The organism is Stenotrophomonas sp. YIM B13575 (genome assembly GCF_042787595.1).
Lineage (GTDB): Bacteria > Pseudomonadota > Gammaproteobacteria > Xanthomonadales > Xanthomonadaceae > Stenotrophomonas > Stenotrophomonas lactitubi_B.
In genome coordinates this window covers 1-17504 of the sequence record NZ_JBHZOP010000052.1, presented here as the reverse complement: position 1 = coordinate 17504, position 17504 = coordinate 1, and the positions used below count along the sequence as shown (strand labels likewise).

The 17504-nt window shown below is 68.1% G+C and carries 13 protein-coding genes; 6 read left to right on the top strand and 7 right to left on the bottom strand.

What is annotated here, in order from left to right:
* Positions 1–105: 105 nt before the first annotated feature.
* From ACFX4F_RS09790 to ACFX4F_RS09780, 3 genes are all read right to left on the bottom strand, one after another.
* Positions 106–2901 (bottom strand): TonB-dependent receptor, encoded by a 2796-nt coding sequence (locus tag ACFX4F_RS09790; protein WP_099818987.1) that lies wholly within the window; start codon positions 2899–2901, stop codon positions 106–108.
* A gap of 214 nt (positions 2902–3115) precedes the next feature.
* Positions 3116–3769, bottom strand: a complete 654-nt coding sequence (locus tag ACFX4F_RS09785; protein WP_380654665.1) for an energy transducer TonB — start codon at positions 3767–3769, stop codon at positions 3116–3118.
* 221 nt (positions 3770–3990) lie between these two features.
* Positions 3991–4728, bottom strand: coding sequence for an SIMPL domain-containing protein (locus ACFX4F_RS09780; RefSeq protein WP_099818989.1), 738 nt, complete (start codon positions 4726–4728; stop codon positions 3991–3993).
* Positions 4729–4858: 130 nt separating this feature from the next.
* On the opposite strand from ACFX4F_RS09780, the gene ACFX4F_RS09775 reads away from it, so the two are divergent.
* The 4 genes from ACFX4F_RS09775 to tldD all read left to right on the top strand — a co-directional run bounded on the left by ACFX4F_RS09775 (position 4859) and on the right by tldD (position 12369).
* On the top strand, positions 4859–5467 hold the full coding sequence (locus tag ACFX4F_RS09775) for a Maf family nucleotide pyrophosphatase (protein ID WP_380654661.1): 609 nt from the start codon (positions 4859–4861) through the stop codon (positions 5465–5467).
* Positions 5460–6947: a ribonuclease G gene (rng, locus tag ACFX4F_RS09770; protein ID WP_025879287.1), complete on the top strand. Its 1488-nt coding sequence runs from the start codon at positions 5460–5462 to the stop codon at positions 6945–6947. Before ACFX4F_RS09775 ends, rng begins: the two co-directional genes overlap by 8 nt.
* Before the next feature lie 30 nt (positions 6948–6977).
* Positions 6978–10859 carry a YhdP family protein gene (locus ACFX4F_RS09765; protein WP_380654652.1) on the top strand — a complete coding sequence of 1294 codons (3882 nt, stop codon included), beginning with the start codon at positions 6978–6980 and terminating at the stop codon, positions 10857–10859.
* A 64-nt stretch (positions 10860–10923) separates the two neighbouring features.
* Positions 10924–12369: a metalloprotease TldD gene (gene tldD, locus ACFX4F_RS09760; RefSeq protein ID WP_380654649.1), complete on the top strand. Its 1446-nt coding sequence runs from the start codon at positions 10924–10926 to the stop codon at positions 12367–12369.
* Between the two features lie 41 nt (positions 12370–12410).
* Here the strand turns inward: tldD and yjgA are convergent, their stop codons facing one another.
* Positions 12411–13001, bottom strand: coding sequence for a ribosome biogenesis factor YjgA (gene yjgA, locus ACFX4F_RS09755; protein ID WP_099818993.1), 591 nt, complete (start codon positions 12999–13001; stop codon positions 12411–12413).
* Positions 13002–13069: 68 nt separating this feature from the next.
* Here yjgA and pmbA point away from each other — a divergent pair, with 68 nt between their 5' ends.
* The gene (gene pmbA / locus ACFX4F_RS09750) at positions 13070–14437 is read left to right on the top strand and encodes a metalloprotease PmbA (protein WP_099818994.1); all 1368 of its coding nucleotides are present in this window, start codon (positions 13070–13072) and stop codon (positions 14435–14437) included.
* Between the two features lie 87 nt (positions 14438–14524).
* Positions 14525–14887, top strand: coding sequence for a DUF4870 domain-containing protein (locus ACFX4F_RS09745; protein ID WP_380654642.1), 363 nt, complete (start codon positions 14525–14527; stop codon positions 14885–14887).
* Between the two features lie 122 nt (positions 14888–15009).
* Here the strand turns inward: ACFX4F_RS09745 and ACFX4F_RS09740 are convergent, their stop codons facing one another.
* Genes ACFX4F_RS09740 through tilS form a run of 3 tightly spaced genes read right to left on the bottom strand, consistent with a single transcriptional unit; the run spans position 15010 to position 17461 of the window.
* On the bottom strand, positions 15010–15888 hold the full coding sequence (locus ACFX4F_RS09740) for a polyprenyl synthetase family protein (RefSeq protein WP_380654639.1): 879 nt from the start codon (positions 15886–15888) through the stop codon (positions 15010–15012).
* Positions 15878–16138, bottom strand: coding sequence for an exodeoxyribonuclease VII small subunit (locus ACFX4F_RS09735; protein WP_006381978.1), 261 nt, complete (start codon positions 16136–16138; stop codon positions 15878–15880). The genes ACFX4F_RS09740 and ACFX4F_RS09735 overlap by 11 nt, the downstream gene beginning before the upstream one ends.
* A gap of 36 nt (positions 16139–16174) precedes the next feature.
* The gene (gene tilS, locus ACFX4F_RS09730; protein WP_380654708.1) at positions 16175–17461 is read right to left on the bottom strand and encodes a tRNA lysidine(34) synthetase TilS; all 1287 of its coding nucleotides are present in this window, start codon (positions 17459–17461) and stop codon (positions 16175–16177) included.
* Positions 17462–17504: the final 43 nt, after the last annotated feature.

Below are 17504 nucleotides of genomic sequence, written 5' to 3'. Positions count from 1 at the left end.
GCGCGCCGCAGCTGTCGGGGTGCCCATGATGGACGCTGTCGCGTGCGGAAAAAAGCAAAGGCCCGGGCAGGGGCCCGGGCCTTTGCAGGTGATGCTGCAGCAGGATTACTTGAACGTGTACTTGGCGCCGACGGTGAAGTAACGGCCCAGCGCACCGGAGAAGTGCATCGGGTTGTAGTTCACGCCACCGTAGGTGGTCGGATCGAGCGGAGCGATACGGTCGAACACGTTGGCCACCGAGGCATTGAGCTCGAAGGCTTCGGTGATGTTCCAGCGGCCGGACAGATCGAAGGTGGTGAACGAAGAAATCTTCGTCACCGGCGTGCCGTCCTCATAGAACGCCTGGTAGTCGCCACCGCGCTTGTCGGTGTTGTCCATCTTGGCGATGTAGTTGGCAACGCCGCTGACGCTCCATACACCCTGGCGCCAGGTGGTGCCGAAGTTGATCTTGTCCTTCGGCGTGCCGATGCAGTTGGTGACGTCGCAGTTGCCGTGGGTGCCGGCATAGTCGACGGTTTCACCGCCTTCGGTACGCTCGAACTTCAGGATGTGGCTCCACTGCAGATCCATCTCCAACTGGCCCGGGCCGATATCGAAGGTCTGGCGGATATCGGTGTCGATGCCGCGAACGCGCGAGGAACTGGCGTTCACATAGCCGGTGTTGACGGCCAGGATGCTGCCGGAGTTGGCCACGCCGCCGATGTTGTTGGAATCACGCAGCACGCTGCCGGCGAGGATGGCGGCGGCGGTGCTGCCCTGCACGATCTCGTTGGTACGCTTGATCTGCCAGGCATCGACGGTCAGCGAGGTGCTGGAGGTCGGCTGCAGCACCAGGCCCACCGAGTAGCTCTTGGACTCTTCCGGCTTCAGGTCCTTGTTCGGGCGGGTGATGATGGCCACCGAACGCGCGGTGCACTCGGCGGGGTCGATGGCGCAGCGCACCGGATCGCGTGCGTTGGAGAAGGCGGCCAGGCCACCGTCACCGTTCTCGGCCGGGTTCGGTGCGCGGAAGCCCTCAGCGTAGCTGGCGCGCAGGGCGATCCAGTCGGCCGGGGTCCACTTCACGCCCAGCTTCGGCGTGGCCTTGCCTTCACCGCTTTCGTACTTGTCGTAACGCAGCGCGGCCGACAGTTCCAGTTGCTCCAGCACCGGTGCGGACAGCTCGACGTAGCCGGCGTACACGTTCTGGGTGCCGTCGTAAGCCGAATAGCCCAGGCCGATGATGTCACCCTGGTCGGTGTAGGTCTGCGGGGTCAGGCTGTTGCTGGTCTTGCGCCATTCGGTACCGAACGCCAGGCCCAGCGGGCCGCCCTTCAGGTCCATCAGGCTGCGCGAGATGGTGAAGTCGAACATGTCCAGGCTGGACTTGGCGCGCGCGCTGATGGTCGGCGAGATGTAGTCGTACAGCGCCTGCGAGTTCTGGCTGGCGTTGTCGCCAATGCGCCAGGTGCCGCCAGCGCAGTTCGGGTTGCCCAGCGCGCACAGCACGGAGCTGTAGCGCAGGAAGCCGGTGCGCTTGTTGGTCAGGTCGGTGCCCGAATGCAGGTAGGCGGTGTCGTAGCTCCAGTCACCCCAGTTGCCCTTGACGCCCACCAGGAAGCGGTTGAACTCGTTGGTGTTGTTGGTCACGCGCGGGCCGACATCCCAGGCGCTGTAGCGCAGGCGCGCGGCGTAGGGCAGCGGATTGTCCGGGTGGCCGGCATACAGCATCGTCGCGCCGGGGCCGCTGCTGGCGTTGACCGGGCCGCCGGGGTAGCCCCAGCCGCCGGACACGCCGGACGGGGTGTTGCTGAAGATGGTTTCCTTCTTCGAGTAGCCGATCTCGGTGTAGACCTCGCCGCCTTCGCCGAAGGCGAAGCTGGCGCGACCGAACACGTTGACGTACTTCTCTTCAGGCGTCAGGTCGCGGTACTGCTGGGCCGGATCCCACAGGCAGCCCTGGGACGCCGCAGTTGCATCGCTCTGGCCCGGGATGGTGCTCAGGTTGGCACAGCCCGGCAGGGCGACCAGGTGCGGCGACGGAGCGTCGTTGTTGAACACCGAACCGTTCGGACCGACGCCGCCGTTGGTGCGGCCGCTGAGGTAGGCGCCGCCAAGGAACTGTGCGTCGGTGGCGTCATAGCCCCACGGACGGGTGTCGCCGGTGCCGATCCACTTGCGATTCTTGCGGTCGCTGATCTTGATGGCGTCGGACTTGCCGACGTCCAGGCTGAAGAACGCGTTCCAGCCATCGCTGGCCAGGTCGCCGGTACCGGCGGTCAGGGTGGCCTTCTTGGTGTCGCCGTCGCTGTCACCGGACAGGCCGTACGAGGCACGCAGGATGGCACCCTGGAAGTCGCTGCGCAGGATGATGTTGACCACGCCGGCGATGGCATCGGAGCCATAGATCGCCGAGGCGCCGTCCTTCAGTACTTCCACGCGCTCGACCGCGTCGAGGGGGATGGTGCTGAGGTCGGTGAACACCTTCTGGCCATCATCGGCCAGGCCGTAGGTGGCCATGCGACGGCCGTTCAACAGCACCAGCGTCGAGCCGGCACCGAGGCCGCGCAGCGAAATGCCGGCGCCGCCGCCGGCGAAGCCGTTGCCGAAGGTCTTGGGGATGGAGCCGGCGCCATCAGCGGTGATGGTCTGCAGGTACTCGGCAAGCGTGGTCTTGCCGGTGCGATCGATTTCCTGGCGGGTCACCACCTGCACCGGTGACGGTGTCTCGGTGTTGGTACGCGGGATGTTCGAACCGGTGACGGTGATCCGGTCAAGGTTGGTGGCCTGCTCCTGCGCGAATGCAGAGGAGGAAGCCACGGCGCCGGCCAGCAGCAGGGCGCCGCCGGTAAGGATATGGGTGATGGACGATGCCAGGTGGTTATGGCGGCGGCTGGCGGGCCGTTGGATCGGGTGTTTCACAGCTTCTCTCCTGACTGGAAAACTCGAGCATTGAGGGCTGTCTCCGGTGTGTCCCGGGACGCGTCAATCTAGGTTTCCAGCAGGTGACGAAGGTGTGAAGTTTTACTAAATTCGTAACGGATTTCCAACGAACTTCAAATAACCGGGCAGCTTGGCCCTGTTCCGGCCCATTCACCGTTACTGCCGGCCCGGCAGGCGCCGGGCCGGCCCTTGGTCAGTTGGGCAGGGAGAACTGCACCGGCACCATGCCGATGGCCGGAACGGCCATGCCGTCACGTTCGGCCGGCACGAAACGCCAATGGCGCAGCACCTGCTGGCGGGCGGCCTGGTCCAGGCTGCGCGAGCCGCTGCTGCGTTCGATGCTGACGTTCACCGGTTGGCCACTGGGATCCACTTCCACCCGCAGCAGCACCGTGCCCTGCTCGTGGTTGCGCAGCGCCTGGACCGGGTAGCTTGGCGGCGGATTGCTGCGGTACTGCAGTTGGGCGCCGGCCAACGGCGTGGACGGGGCGATCGTCGGTGCCGCCTGCACCGCTGTCGGCTCGGCGGCCGGCAGGATGATGCCCTGGGCCTCTTCGACGGTCGCGGTGGGCGCTGGCAGTGTTGGCGGGACCGGCACGGCCTGCTGCTTCTGCACCACTTCCACCTTTTCAGGTTTGGGCGGCAAGGGGACGGGCTCGGGCTTGGGCTCTTCCTTCGGAATGAACCGGATCGTGGTCTGGTCGCGGGGAAGTGCGGTGACGGCCTGGTAGGTCGCCGGGATCAGCAACATCAGGAACGCAAGCAGATGCAGGGCGATGGCCGCACTCCAGGCGGCAACGCGGGCGGGATCGAAGTGCAGGGGTACTACGGGATACGTACGAACCATGGTCCACCTCCATGCCAGTGTCGAAGTCCTCAACGCACCAGGGCCGCCATCGGGGTTGCCGCACGCGGCTGGCAGTCAATCATTAGCGCGCCGCCTCCACCACTGCCTAGAGGCAGGGGCGGCAGCGTTGAGCTGGCCTTCATCTAGGCAGGCGCGCACAGCGGCGGCGGAAACGAAAACGGCGCCCCGCAGGGCGCCGTTGCAGGAAGCGGGCAGGCGCCTCAGCGGCCCAGTTCGAACACCACGTCCAGGTTCACCGACACGGTCGACTCACCCGGGGCGACCGGGGTCGCCTTGTCCATGGCCATGCCGGCGGCCTGCGCACGCATCATCGGCATCGGGCGGAAACCGCCACCGGAATTCTCGGAGATGCTGACAATACGGCGCACCTGCAGGCCAAGCGATTTCGCATAGGTCTGGGCGCGGGCCTGGGCCTTCTTCAGTGCCGCCAGGCGGGCTTCGTCATAGACCGGTTCGGGCTGGTCGATCTCGAACTGCGGGCCGTTGATCTGGTTGGCGCCCTGCGCGGCCAGCGCATCCAGCACCTTGCCGAGCTTGGCGATGTCGCGGACCTTCAGGCTGACGGTGTTGCTGGCCTGGTAGCCGGTGATCTTCGGTGCTTCGTTGTCGGCATAGCGGTACTGCGGGTTGAGGCTGACGCCGCTGGTCTGCACGTCGCGCTCGGCGATGCCGGCGGCCTTGATCGCGGCCAGTACCTTGTCCATCTGCTGGGCGTTCTGGCGCATCGCGCTGTTGCCGTCGGCAGCCTGGGTGACCACGCCGGCCGACAGAGTGGCGACGTCCGGCACGCGGGTGGCTTCGGCGTTGGCCGAGATGTTCAACAGCGTGCCTTCGGCCGCGGCGGCGATCGACGGCGACGACGGGTCGGCATGGGCGGTCATCGAAGCTCCAAGAGCGAGGGACAGGGCAAGCAGCAGCGGGGTGGCGGTGCGGCGCATGGGATCTCCTTGTTGTGGCGGTGAGGGTGGTGTCGTAGCGATGAACGCGCTGTGAGTCCGTTCGGGGTTGCAGGCGCCGGGGAAGGATTGTCCGACGATTCAGGTACCGGCGTCAGGTTATGCTGTGTCGATGCTCTATCTTGCTTCCCGCTCCCCCCGACGCAACCAGCTGCTGGCCCGACTCGGACGCCCTTTCCAGGCCTTGGACCTGGAGGTCGTCGAGCAGCGTGCGGCCTCTGAAAGTGCCCAGGACTATGTGTGCCGGGTCGCCGCCGACAAGGCGCGCGCCGGCCTGGCGCGGGTGCTGGCCGATGACCCGCAGGCGCGGGTGCTGGGCTCGGATACCGAAGTGGTGCTCGATGGCGACGTGTTCGGCAAGCCGGCCGATGCCGCCGACGCGCGGGCGATGCTGGCGCGGCTGGCCGGGCGCACCCACCAGGTGATGACCGCCGTGGTGGTGGTGGACGCGCAGGGGCTGGACAGCGAACTGGTCGTTTCCGAGGTCACTTTCGCCGCGATCAATGCGGCCGACATCGCCGCCTACGTTGCCAGCGGCGAGCCGCTGGACAAGGCCGGTGCCTATGCCATCCAAGGCGGCGCCGAGCGCTGGATCGAACACCTTTCCGGCAGCTACTCCGGTGTCATGGGGCTGCCGTTGCTGCATACCGATCGTCTGCTGGCCCGCTGCGGCGTGCTGGCCCCAACTGCTGATGCCGCCAGGGAGGCTGCCGATGTCTGAGGAAATCCTGGTCAATGTGACCCCGCGCGAAACCCGGGTCGCGGTGATCGAGAACGGCATGCTGCAGGAACTGCACATCGAGCGCGGTTGGCGCCGGGGCGTGGTCGGCAACATCTACAAGGGCAAGGTGCAGCGGGTCATGCCGGGCATGCAGGCGGCCTTCGTCGAAGTGGGGCTGGAGCGCGCCGCGTTCCTGCACGCCAACGACGTGGTGCGGCCGGCGCCGGTGGCCAGCGCCGATACCGAGAACACGACCCTGCCGCCGCCGTCCAGCGTGCCGATCGTGGAGCTGCTGCGCGACGGCCAGGACATCGTGGTGCAGGTGGTGAAGGACCCGATCGGGACCAAGGGTGCACGCCTGACCACCCAGATCAGCATTCCCTCGCGCTACATGGTGCTGCTGCCGCAGTCGAAGGTGGTGGGCGTGTCGGCGCGCATCGAGGACGAAGGCGAGCGCGCGCGGCTGAAGGCGCTGGTGACCGAGCTGTCGGCCCAGCACGGCGGCTACGGCTATATCGTGCGCACCAATGCCGAGGGCCAGCCGGCCGAGGCCATCGCCGAAGACATCGCCTACCTGTCTCGGGTGTGGAACGTGGTCGAGCGCCGCGGCCGCGAGGCGGCCTCGTGCAGCAACATCTATGAAGACCTGAGCCTGCCGCTGCGTTCGGTGCGCGACCTGATCCGCAAGGACGTGGACAAGGTGAAGGTGGACTCGAAGGAGACCTTCGCCCAGCTGCAGGCCTTCGTGGCCAAGTACATGCCGGTGCTGGCCGAGAAGATCGAGCTGTACAGCGGCGATCGTCCGATCTTCGACATGTTCGGGGTCGAGGACGAGATCGGCCGTGCGCTGGACAAGCAGGTACCGCTGAAGTCGGGTGGCTACCTGGTGATCGACCAGACCGAGGCGATGACCACGATCGACGTCAACACCGGCTCGTTCCTTGGCCAGCGCAACCTGGAAGAAACCGTGTTCCGCACCAACCTGGAGGCCGCGCAGGCGGTGGCCAGGCAGCTGCGCCTGCGCAACCTGGGCGGCATCATCATCATCGACTTCATCGACATGGATGACGCCGAGCATCGCCGCCAGGTGCTGCGTACCCTGGAGAAGGCGCTGGCCCGCGACCACGCCAAGACCACGGTGTACGACTTCTCGCCGCTGGGCCTGGTGGAGATGACCCGCAAGCGCACGGTGGAAAGCCTGGAACGCCAGCTGTCGGAAACCTGCCCGCAGTGCAGTGGCCGCGGCACCATCAAGACCACCGAAACGGTGACCTACGAGATCTTCCGCGAGATCACCCGTGCGGTGCGCCAGTTCGATGCCGCGCGCCTGCTGGTGATCGCCTCCAGCAAGGTGGTGGCGCGGATCACCGATGAGGAATCCACGGCCGTGGCCGAGCTGGAGGAGTTCCTCGGCAAGAGCATCCGCTTCCAGGCGGACGAGCAGTACCTGCAGGAGCAGTTCGATGTTGTTCTGCTCTGATCCAGGCCGACTGTCTGCCTTCGGTGGCCGATGAGCGCGCCGCCGCGCCTGCGACTGCGAAGGATCCGCCGTCATTTCATCGCCGCATGCGCGGTCGGCCTGGTCGGGCTTGCCCTGCTGGTCGGCACCTTCAGCCAGCTGCTGCCGCTGGCTGAGCGCCATCCGGACAGGATCGCGGCCTGGCTGAGCGCGCGTGCCGGACAGCCGGTGCGCTTCGAACGCCTGGACACCACCTGGACCCGACGCGGTCCACTGCTGCAGTTGAAGGGCCTGCGCATCGGCGGGGGCCAGGGCCTGGCCATCGGCGAAGCCGAGGTACTGGTGTCGATGTACAGCGGCCTGTTGCCGGGCCGTTCGCTGACCGAACTGCGCCTGCGCGGCCTGGCGCTGGACCTGCAGCAGGCCGCCGATGGCCGCTGGTCGGTGCGGGGCCTGCCGCAGTCCAGCGCTGGCGGCGATCCGCTGGATGCGTTGCGCCGGCTGGGCGAACTGCAGGTGATTGGCGGCCGCCTGGGCGTGCATGCACCTGCGCTGGGCGTGGACACCACCCTGCCGCGCATCGACCTGCGCCTGCGCGTGGATGGCGACCGCCTGCGGGTGGGCGTGCGTGCCTGGGCACAGGCCGACGCCTTGCCGCTGACGGCGGTGCTGGACCTGGATCGCCAGCGCGGCAACGGCCAGGCCTGGGTGGGTGCCGATCCAGTTGATTTCCGCGCCTGGTCGCCGTTGCTGGCGGCCGGTGGCATGCGCCTGCGCGAGGGCAAGGGCGAACTCAACCTGTGGCTGACCCTGCGGGATTTCGCGCCGGTGGCGCTGACCACCGATTCGGACCTGCGCGATCTGCGTATCGAAGGCGCGCCGATGCCCGGCATCGCGGCTCCGCAGATGCAGCTGCAACGGCTGCAGGCTCGCCTGCGCTGGCAGCGGACGGCAGACGGTTGGGCGCTGCAGGTGCCGCGCCTGCGCCTGCAGGCCGATGGCAGCCAGCAGCAGCTGGACGGCCTGCACGTGCGGATGGGCAAGCAGATGCGGGTGCAGGCCGGGGCGGCGCAGGCGGGTATCGCGCTGCGCGCGCTGTCACTCAGCGATCGGCTGGATGCGGGCCTGCGCCATTGGCTGTACCTGGCCACGCCGCAGCTGGATGTGGCGCAGGTGCAGGTGCGCGGTCAGCAGGATGGCCCGTTGTCGGTACAGGGCGAACTGCAGTCGCTGGGCTTTGCCAGCGTTGGCAACTCGCCGGGCCTGCGCGGCCTGGGCGGCCGCTTCGAGGGCGATGCCGATGGCTTCAGCCTGCAGCTGCAGCCGCAACGCCAGCTGCAGTTCGATTGGCCGACCGGTTTCGGCGTGCGCCACGACCTGCACCTGGCCGGACAGATTGTCGGTTGGCGCGACGAGGCCGGTGGCTGGCGTATCGGCACCCCGGCGATGCGCGTGGAAGGTACCGACTACGCCGCCGACGTGCGCGGTGGTCTCTGGTTCCAGGGCGATGGCACCCGGCCGTGGATGCAGCTGGCGGCCAAGCTGGACGACGTGCCGATGACCGCCGCCAAGCGTTTCTGGATCCATTCCAAAATGAGCAAGGGCGCCACCGACTGGCTGGACATGGCCCTGGCCGGTGGCCAGGTGCGCAACGGCATCGGCCTGGTCAGCGGTGACCTGGACGACTGGCCGTTCGACAACAACGATGGACGCTTCGAGGCCACCGGCCACATCACCAACGGTGACATCCGCTTCCAGCACGACTGGCCGTTGATGAGCCAAGTGGACGCCGATGTCGCCTTCATCGGCCCCGGCTTCCACATGCAGGGTCGCGGTGATCTGGCCGGCGTAGCGGTACAGACGTTCGAAGCCGGCATCCAGGATTTCGGCCAGCAGCCCCTGTATGTGCGCGCCGACAGCCAGGGCGATGCCGGCAAGCTGCTGGCAATGCTGCGGCAGAGCCCGCTGCACAAGGAATACGGCGACACCCTGGACAACCTCGCGGCAAGCGGCCCGGCCAACGTGCATTTCGACCTGCTGCAGCCTCTGCATCATGACCAGGGCGGTGGCCACCTGCAGGGCACGGTGGACCTGGCTGGGCTGAAGCTGGTCGACAAGCGCTTCCAGCTGGAATTCGACAACATGCGCGGGCAGGCCCGTTACAGCAACGCCGGCTTTGCCGCCGAGGAATTGGCGGTGCGCCACCTCGGCCAGGACGGCCGGCTGAGCCTGCGCGCCGGTGGTTTCGTGCGTGACCCCAAGCTGGCCTTCGAATCGGAACTGGTCGCCACGCTCGACGCGGGCGTGCTGATCGACCGCGCACCGGAAATGGCGTGGCTGAAGCCGTACATCAATGGCACCTCGCCGTGGACCATTGCGGTGAATTTGCCGAAGGTGGCACCGGGTGCGCCGGCGCCGCCGAGCGAGCTGCGCCTGCGCTCGGACCTGGTGGGCACCCGTCTGGACCTGCCGGCACCGCTGCAGAAGCCGGCCAGCGAGCCGCTGCCGACCACCGTGGCCGCGCAGTTGCCGATGGGTGCTGGCCGCATCGACGTGGCATTCGGCCAGCGTCTGGCGCTGGCCGCGCGCAGCCACAACAACCAGACCGGCGTGCAGGTCACCCTGGGCAGCGACCGTGTCGACCGCGAGCCACCGCCCAGCGGGCTGACCGTCAATGGCCGCAGCCCGACGCTGGATGCGCTGGAATGGATCGGCCTGGCCCGTGGCGCCGGTGGCGATGGCGATCCGATGCCGCTGCGCGCGGTTGACGTGCAGGTCGGCCAGCTGATGCTGATCGGTGGCGTGTTCGAGCAGACCCGTCTGCAGCTGCACCCCGGCCCGCAGGCGCTGGACGTGCGCCTGGATGGCCCGTCGCTGGCCGGCAAATTGAACGTACCCAACGCCGAGGGCGGCACCATCAGCGGCCAGCTCGAGCGGGTGTACTGGCAATCGCTGCCGACCCTTCCCGGAGCCACTGCGGCACCGGCACGGGTGCAGGCCGGTGCCGACGACATGGACCCGGCCAAACTGCCGCCGTTCGCACTGGACATCGCCGACCTGAAGTTCGGCAAGGTGGTGCTGGGCCAGGCGGTGCTGCGCACGCGGCCGATCGCCAATGGCCTGAGCGTGGAAGAACTGCGCTTCCGTGCCCCCAGCCAGGAGATCGACATCCGTGGCCGTTGGCTCGGCAAGGGCGGCGGCTCGCGCACCGCGCTCGATGCGCAGGTGCGCAGTGAAGACCTGGGCGGGTTGCTGCAGAACCTCGATTACGGCGGCCAGCTGCGCGGCGGCTCCGGCCACGCCCAGCTGCAGGCGTCGTGGCCCGGTGGTCCTTCGGACTTCCAGCTGGGCAACCTGCAGGGCCAGCTTGATGTGAATGCCCGCAATGGCCAGCTGCTGGAGCTGGAGCCAGGTGCCGGCCGCGTGCTGGGCCTGCTCAGCGTCGCCCAGCTGCCGCGGCGGTTGATGTTCGACTTCCGCGACTTCTTCTCCAAGGGCTTCGCGTTCAACCAGGTCGAGGGCAGCGTGCAGTTCGGCGAGGGCATGGCCCGTACCGACAAGGTGCTGATCGAAGGGCCGGCAGCGAACATCACCATCCGTGGCGAAGCCGACCTGCGCAAGCAGCAGTTCGACCAGACCATCGATGTCAACCCGCGCGCGGGCAACCTGCTGACCGTGGTCGGTGCGGTGGCCGGCGGCCCGGTCGGCGCGGCGCTGGGTGCCGCCACCAATGCGGTATTGTCCAAGCCACTGGGCGAGATCGGCGCCCGCACCTACAAGGTGACCGGCCCGTGGAAGGAGCCCAAGGTGGAAGTGATCGAGCGCAGCCGCGAACGCGCGCCAGCGCCGGCACCGCCGCCGCCGCCGCCGCCGCGCATACAACCATTGCCGGCCGCGCCGCCGACCGTCACCGAACCGCCGCCGCCGCGTTGAGCCCGGCGTCCCCGTTTCCCCCGGCGGACTTGCCTGGCCGCCTTCACACCCCCAGATCGAGACCATGACTGACAACGCCCTGACGCTTGCCCAAGACCGCCTGTTGCGCCCCGGTGGCCTGGATACCGCTGTCCTGGAGCGCACCTTCGGCCAACTGCTCGGCCCCGGTGTGGACTTCGGCGACCTGTACTTCCAGCACGCCCGGCGCGAAAGCTGGAGCGTGGAAGACGGCATCGTCAAGGACGGCGCCCATTCCATCGAGCAGGGCGTGGGCGTGCGCGCGATTGCCGGCGAGAAGACCGGCTTTGCCTATTCCGACGACATCCACGCCGGTGCGTTGCTGACTGCGGCGCAGTCGGCACGTGCGATCTCGCGCGAAGGTGGCGCACAGACCGGACGCTCGCTGCTGCGCGGCGATGCGCGCGTGCTGTATCCGGCACTGGACCCGATCGACGGCATCGGCAACGAAGCCAAGGTCGAGGTGCTCAAGCGCCTGGACGGCTACCTGCGCGCATCCGATCCGCGCGTGAAGCAGGTGATGGTCAGCCTGTCCGGTGGCGTCGATACCGTGCTGGTTGCCCGCACCGATGGTGTGCTGGGCGCCGATGTTCGCCCCCTGGTGCGCTTGAACGTGCAGGTGATCGTTGAACAGAACGGTCGCCGTGAGTCGGGTTATTCCGGCGGCGGCGGTCGCTATGGCTACGAAACGCTGTTTGCCGATGGCCGCCCGGAAGCCTTCGCCCGCGAAGCGCTGCGGCAGGCACTGGTCAACCTGGAAGCGGTGCCGGCGCCGGCCGGTGTGATGCCGGTGGTGCTGGGGCCGGGCTGGCCGGGCGTGCTGCTGCACGAGGCGGTCGGGCATGGCCTGGAAGGTGACTTCAACCGCAAGGGCACCAGTGTCTACGCCGGCAGGATCGGCGAGCGCGTGGCCGCCCCGGGCGTGACCATCGTCGACGACGGCACCCTGGATGGGCGGCGTGGTTCACTCAACATCGATGACGAAGGCCATCCGACCCAGTGCACCACGCTGATCGAGGACGGCATCCTGGTCGGCTACATGCAGGACAGCCTCAACGCGCGGCTGATGGGCGTGGCCCCGACCGGCAACGGCCGTCGTGAATCGTTCGCGCACATGACCATGCCGCGCATGACCAACACCTACATGCGCGCCGGCCAGCACGATCCGCAGGAAATGATCCGTTCGGTGAAGAAGGGCCTGTACGCGGTCAATTTCGGCGGCGGCCAGGTCGACATCACCAGCGGCAAGTACGTGTTCTCGGCCACCGAGGCCTACCTGATCGAGGATGGCCGGATCACCGCGCCGGTGAAGGGCGCGACCCTGATCGGCAACGGCCCGGAAACCATGCAGAAGGTGCGCATGGTCGGCAACGACCTGGCCCTGGACGAGGGCGTGGGCATCTGCGGCAAGGACGGGCAGAGTGTGCCGGTCGGTGTCGGCCAGCCGTCGCTGCTGATCGAAGGCATCACCGTCGGCGGTACCCAGGCCTGAGCACGGCGATGGCCACAGCCACCGCCATGCCCGACGGGGACTCAGTCCTCGTCGGCGTCGTCGACCGGCGCGTCTGCCTCGACATCCTCACCGGATGCCTTCAGGCCCAGGGCGGCCGGCAGCATCAGCGCGCGCAGCACCTGGAAAATCTCGCGGTAGGCGCGCGGCGGCTTGTTCTTGGCCTTTTCGGCCTGGGCGTTGCGTACCAGCGTGCGCAGCTGCTGGCGGTCCGCCTGCGGATAGTCGTTCAGCAGTGCGGCCAGCGCGGTGTCGCCCTCGGCCAGCAGGCGCTCACGCCAGTCTTCAGCGCGGTGCATCATCGCCACTTCGCGGCGACCGGTGTCGCTGTTGGCATCCAGCGCATCGCGGATCGCGTCCAGCGCGGCATCGTCCTCGCGGCGCATGTGCTTGGCCAGGAACGCCAGCTGCCGCTTGTGCGCGATATGCGCGGTGATCCGCTTGCACTCGGCGATGTGCGGCAGCAGGTCCTCCGGGATCGGCAGGCGCGCCAGCTGGGCCGGGGTCAGCGACACCAGCTTCTCGCCCAGGGCCAGGACGTCGAGCGCGTCGCGCCGGTTCTGGCTGCGGCTCTTGTCGTGGAATTCACCGGTTTCTTCGTCGCGTCCGCGCATCGTCCATACCTGATTTCAAAAAAAGTCGCCCGGCGTGATGCCGGGCCCAACCCGCACAGGATAAAGCATTGAACGTGATCGCCCCTGAAGTCGCCGTCGGCGACGACAGCCCGGCCCGGCTGGAACGGCTGGCCGACATCTCCCAGCAGCTGTTGCAGCGTGCCCGCGCGCTGGGCGCCAGCCAGGCCGAGGTCAGCTGCAGCGAGGACCGCGGGCTGGAGGTCAATGTCCGTCTCGGCGAGGTCGAGACCGTGCAATCCACCCGTGACCGCGGCATTGCCGTGACCGTCTACTTCGGCCAGCGCAAGGGCAGTGCCAGCACCGCCGACCTGCATGAGGCCAGCCTGCTGGCCACCGTCGAGCAGGCCTGCGCGATCGCCCGCCATACCGAGGACGACCCGGCTGCGGGGCTGGCCGAGGCCGGCTTGATGGCCCGCGACTTCCCCGAACTGGACGGCTGGCACCCCTGGGAGCTGCAGGCCGACGAGGCGGTGGACCTGGCACTGGCCTGCGAGGCAGCGGGTCGCGAGGCCGATGCGCAGATCCGCAATTCCGATGGCGCCTCGGTGTCGAGCATGCAGAGCGTGTCGGTCTACGCCAATTCGCATGGGTTCATCGGCCGCGAGCGCGGTACCCACCATTCGATCGGCTGCGCGCTGATCGCCGGCACCGGCGATGGCATGCAGCGCGACGGCTGGTACACCGGCGCACTGGCCCGAGAGGATCTGGAAGATCCGGCCAGCGTCGGTCGCCGCGCCGCCGAGCGCACGGTCGCCCGCCTGCAGCCGCGCTCGCTGCCGACCGGCAGCATGCCGGTGCTGTACGCGCCGGAAGTGGCGCGCAGCCTGGTGGGCCATCTGCTGTCGGCGGTGTCCGGCGGCGCACTGTATCGCCAGGCCAGCTTCCTGCTGGACAGCGTCGACCAGCAGCTGTTCCCCGACTGGATGCAGATCGAGGAGCTGCCGCACCTGCGCCGCGGCCTGCGCTCGGCCGCCTTCGATGGCGACGGCGTGGCCACGCGTGCGTCGGCCCTGGTCCGTGATGGCGTGCTGCAGCGTTACGTGCTGGGCAGCTATTCGGCACGCAAGCTGGGCCTGCAGACCACCGCCAATGCCGGTGGCGTGCACAACCTGCAGCTGGCGGCCAATGCCGGTTCGCTGCAGGACATCGCCGCGCAGATGGGCAACGGCCTGCTGGTGACCGAGCTGATGGGGCAGGGGGTGAACGGGGTGACCGGCGACTACTCGCGCGGCGCCGGCGGCTTCCGCGTGGAGAACGGCCAGATCCAGTATCCGGTGGACGGCATCACCATCGCCGGCAACCTGCGCGACATGTTCATGGCCATCGAGGCGGTCGGCAGCGACGTCGATCCGCGCTCGCATATCCGCACCGGCTCGATCCTGGTGGGACGGATGACGATCGCCGGCAATGATTGATGCCATTGATGGCGTAAGCTAGGCCCGCCTGACGCGACCGGCCTGCCGCCGGTCGGTCAAGACCACCCAATAAAAAGGAGTTTTGTCGTGAGCGAATTCGAGAACGTCCCGGCGGCGAGCAGCGTACCTGCCGACCAGCGCACCATGGCCCTGGCAGCGCACCTGCTGGGCATCTTCACCGGTTTCATCGGCGCGCTGATCATCTGGCTGATCAACAAGGATGACGCCAGCAAGGCCTTCGTCACCGACCAGTCGAAGGAAGCGCTGAACTTCCAGATCACCGTCGCCATCGCGATGTTCGTCTGCGTCATCCTGAGCTTCGTGATCATCGGCATGATCCTGGCGCCGATCGTCGGCCTGCTCAGCCTGGTCTTCAGCATCATCGCTGCGGTGAAGGCCAACAACGGCGAAGCTTACCGTTACCCGTTCTCGCTGCGCCTGATCAAGTAAGCGGCAGCGATCAACGACGCAAGAAGAAACGCCCGGCAATGCCGGGCGTTTCCGTATTTGGCGCGGATGGTAGCGCCGGGCCATGCCGGCAAGCGCGCAGCATGGCAGCTGCACGCCTGCGATCAGTGGTCGCGTTCCACCGCCAGTGTGGCCAGCGCACGCAGCGCATCGGCTTCGTCGTGATAACCCGCCAGCGCCTGCTGCATGCGAGCGGACAGTTCGCGCAGCTGCGCCTTGGCACCGTCCATGCCGAGCAGGGCGGGGAAGGTGCTCTTGTCCTGGGCCTGGTCCTTGCCGGCGGTCTTGCCCAGCTGCTCGGAACTGGCTTCGACATCGAGGATGTCGTCGCGGACCTGGAAGGCCAGGCCGAGCGCATCGGCGAAGCCGTCCAGCTGGGCCAGCACGGGTGCGGGCGCATCACCGCACAGCGCGCCCATGCGCACCGCGGCGCGGATCAGCGCACCGGTCTTCAGCGCATGCATGCGGGTCAGGGCTGCCAGCGACTGCTGCCGGCCGGTGGCATCGATGTCCAGCGCCTGGCCACCGCACATGCCGGCCGCACCGGAGGCATGGGCCAGGGTCTGCAGGCACGCCACGCGCAATGCCGCCGGCAGCGGCGCATCGGCCAGCAGGCCGAAGGCACGGGTCTGCAGGGCGTCACCGGCGAGGATCGCGGTGGCTTCGTCGAAGGCGATGTGAGTGGTGGGCTTGCCACGGCGCAGGGCGTCGTCATCCATCGCGGGCAGATCGTCGTGCACCAGCGAGTACGCGTGGATCAGCTCCACCGCCATCGCTGCGGCATCAAGCCTGTCCAGCGGGGCGCCGAACACCTGGCCGGCGGCATAGACCAGCAGGGGGCGCATGCGCTTGCCGCCACCGAGCACGGAATAGCGCATCGCCTGGTGCAGGCGCTGCGGGGCTTCGGCCGGTGAGGGCAGGGCGGCGTCGAGCTGGCTTTCGATACGGTCGCGCCAGCGCGCGAACAACGCCTCAGCCGTCATGGCTGGGCGGATCGAACGGTTCGGCGGTTTCGGGCTGGGCCGGATCGCTGAGCAGGCGCACGCGCAGTTCGGCCTGCTCCAGCGCCTGCTGGCACTGGCGGTACAGACCCACGCCACGTTCGTAAGCACTGAGCGAGGCTTCCAGGCTCAGCTCGCCGGTTTCCATCTGCTCCACCAGTTGTTCCAGCGATTCGAGCGACTGCTCGAACTGGGCGACGGGGGAGGCGTTTTCGGGGGACTTCTTGGCCATGCGACAAGTGTGGACGGCGCGCGCGCGAGGGTCAATTCACCAGCCGCCCGGATGCCACTGCAACTGTGCATTGTGTGCCTGCAGCCAGGCCTGCAGCGGCGCGGCAATGACTACGTCGGCGGCCGCCAGCAGCTGCCCGCCGTCGAACAGCAGGGGCAGCTGTGCGCGTCGCCAGGGCGCCAGGTGTTCGCGCTGCAGGCAGTCCTTCAACGCGGATGAATGCGTACGGCCGGGCAGCACGATGCGTTCGCCGCCCTGGCGGGCGCGCAGTTGCAGCGGGTGCTCGAAGCCGTCCGTGCCAAGCAGGCGCAGCTGGCCGCCGTCGGGCAGCTGCAGCGCCGCGCGGCCGTCCCATGTCGCCTGCCAGTCGTTCGGCAGCGCCGGCAGTTCTGTGGGCAGCAGGTAGGCATGCTGGCGCCACTGGCGGATGGCGTGCTGCTGCCAACGCACCTGCGATTGCCGATCGGCACCTGCCGCCATCAACTCGTTCTGCACCTGCCGCAGCACATGCGCCGGCAACGGGGCTGCGTCATGACGGCGCACCCACGCACGCAGCACGCGCGCCGCACGCTCCGGTGCGACCTGGCGCAGCAGCTCCAGCGACAGCACCCGTGGTGCTATTTCCAGGTGAGCGAGCAGCTCGGCGTCTTCTTCATCCAGCAATGCACGGGTCTGCGCGCAATGCGCGGCGCTGCCGGCCAATGCGGCCGTGGCGTGTGGCCAGCGCTGGCGCAGCAGTGGCAGTACCCGCAGGCGCAGGAAATTGCGGTCGGCGTGGTCTTCGCTGTTGCTGGGGTCTTCGATCCACTGCAGGCCGTGAGTCGTGGCGTAGGTCTGCAGGGTGCTGCGAGGCACATCGAGCAATGGCCGCCACAGCCGATGGCCGTCGAGTTGGCTGTCAGCGGTCATCGCCGCCAGCCCATCAATGCCCGAGCCGCGCAACGCGCGCATCAGGAAGGTCTCGGCCTGGTCGTCCTGGTGCTGGGCCAGCGCCAGGGTTTCTCCAGCCTGCAATTCGGCGGTGAATGCCGCGCGGCGTGCCAGCCGGGCAGCACCTTCGAGGCCATGGCCGCCCTCACGCGTGACCTGCACGTGGTGCATGGCCAGTTCGATGCCCAGCGCAGCACATTGCTGCTGGCAGTGGCGCACCCAGTCATCGGCAGCCGGTTGCAGGCCGTGGTGGACATGGATGGCACGCAGTGGTGTGCCGGCGGCCTGCGCCGATCGCCACAGCCAGTGCAGCAGCACGGTCGAATCCAGGCCGCCGCTGTAGCCGGCCAGCAGCGGTGCATCCAGCGGAACGAGGGCGGGGAAGGCGGTCACGGCGGCAAGTATAGGGTGGGTCGGCAGGGCTGCGCCCGGCACC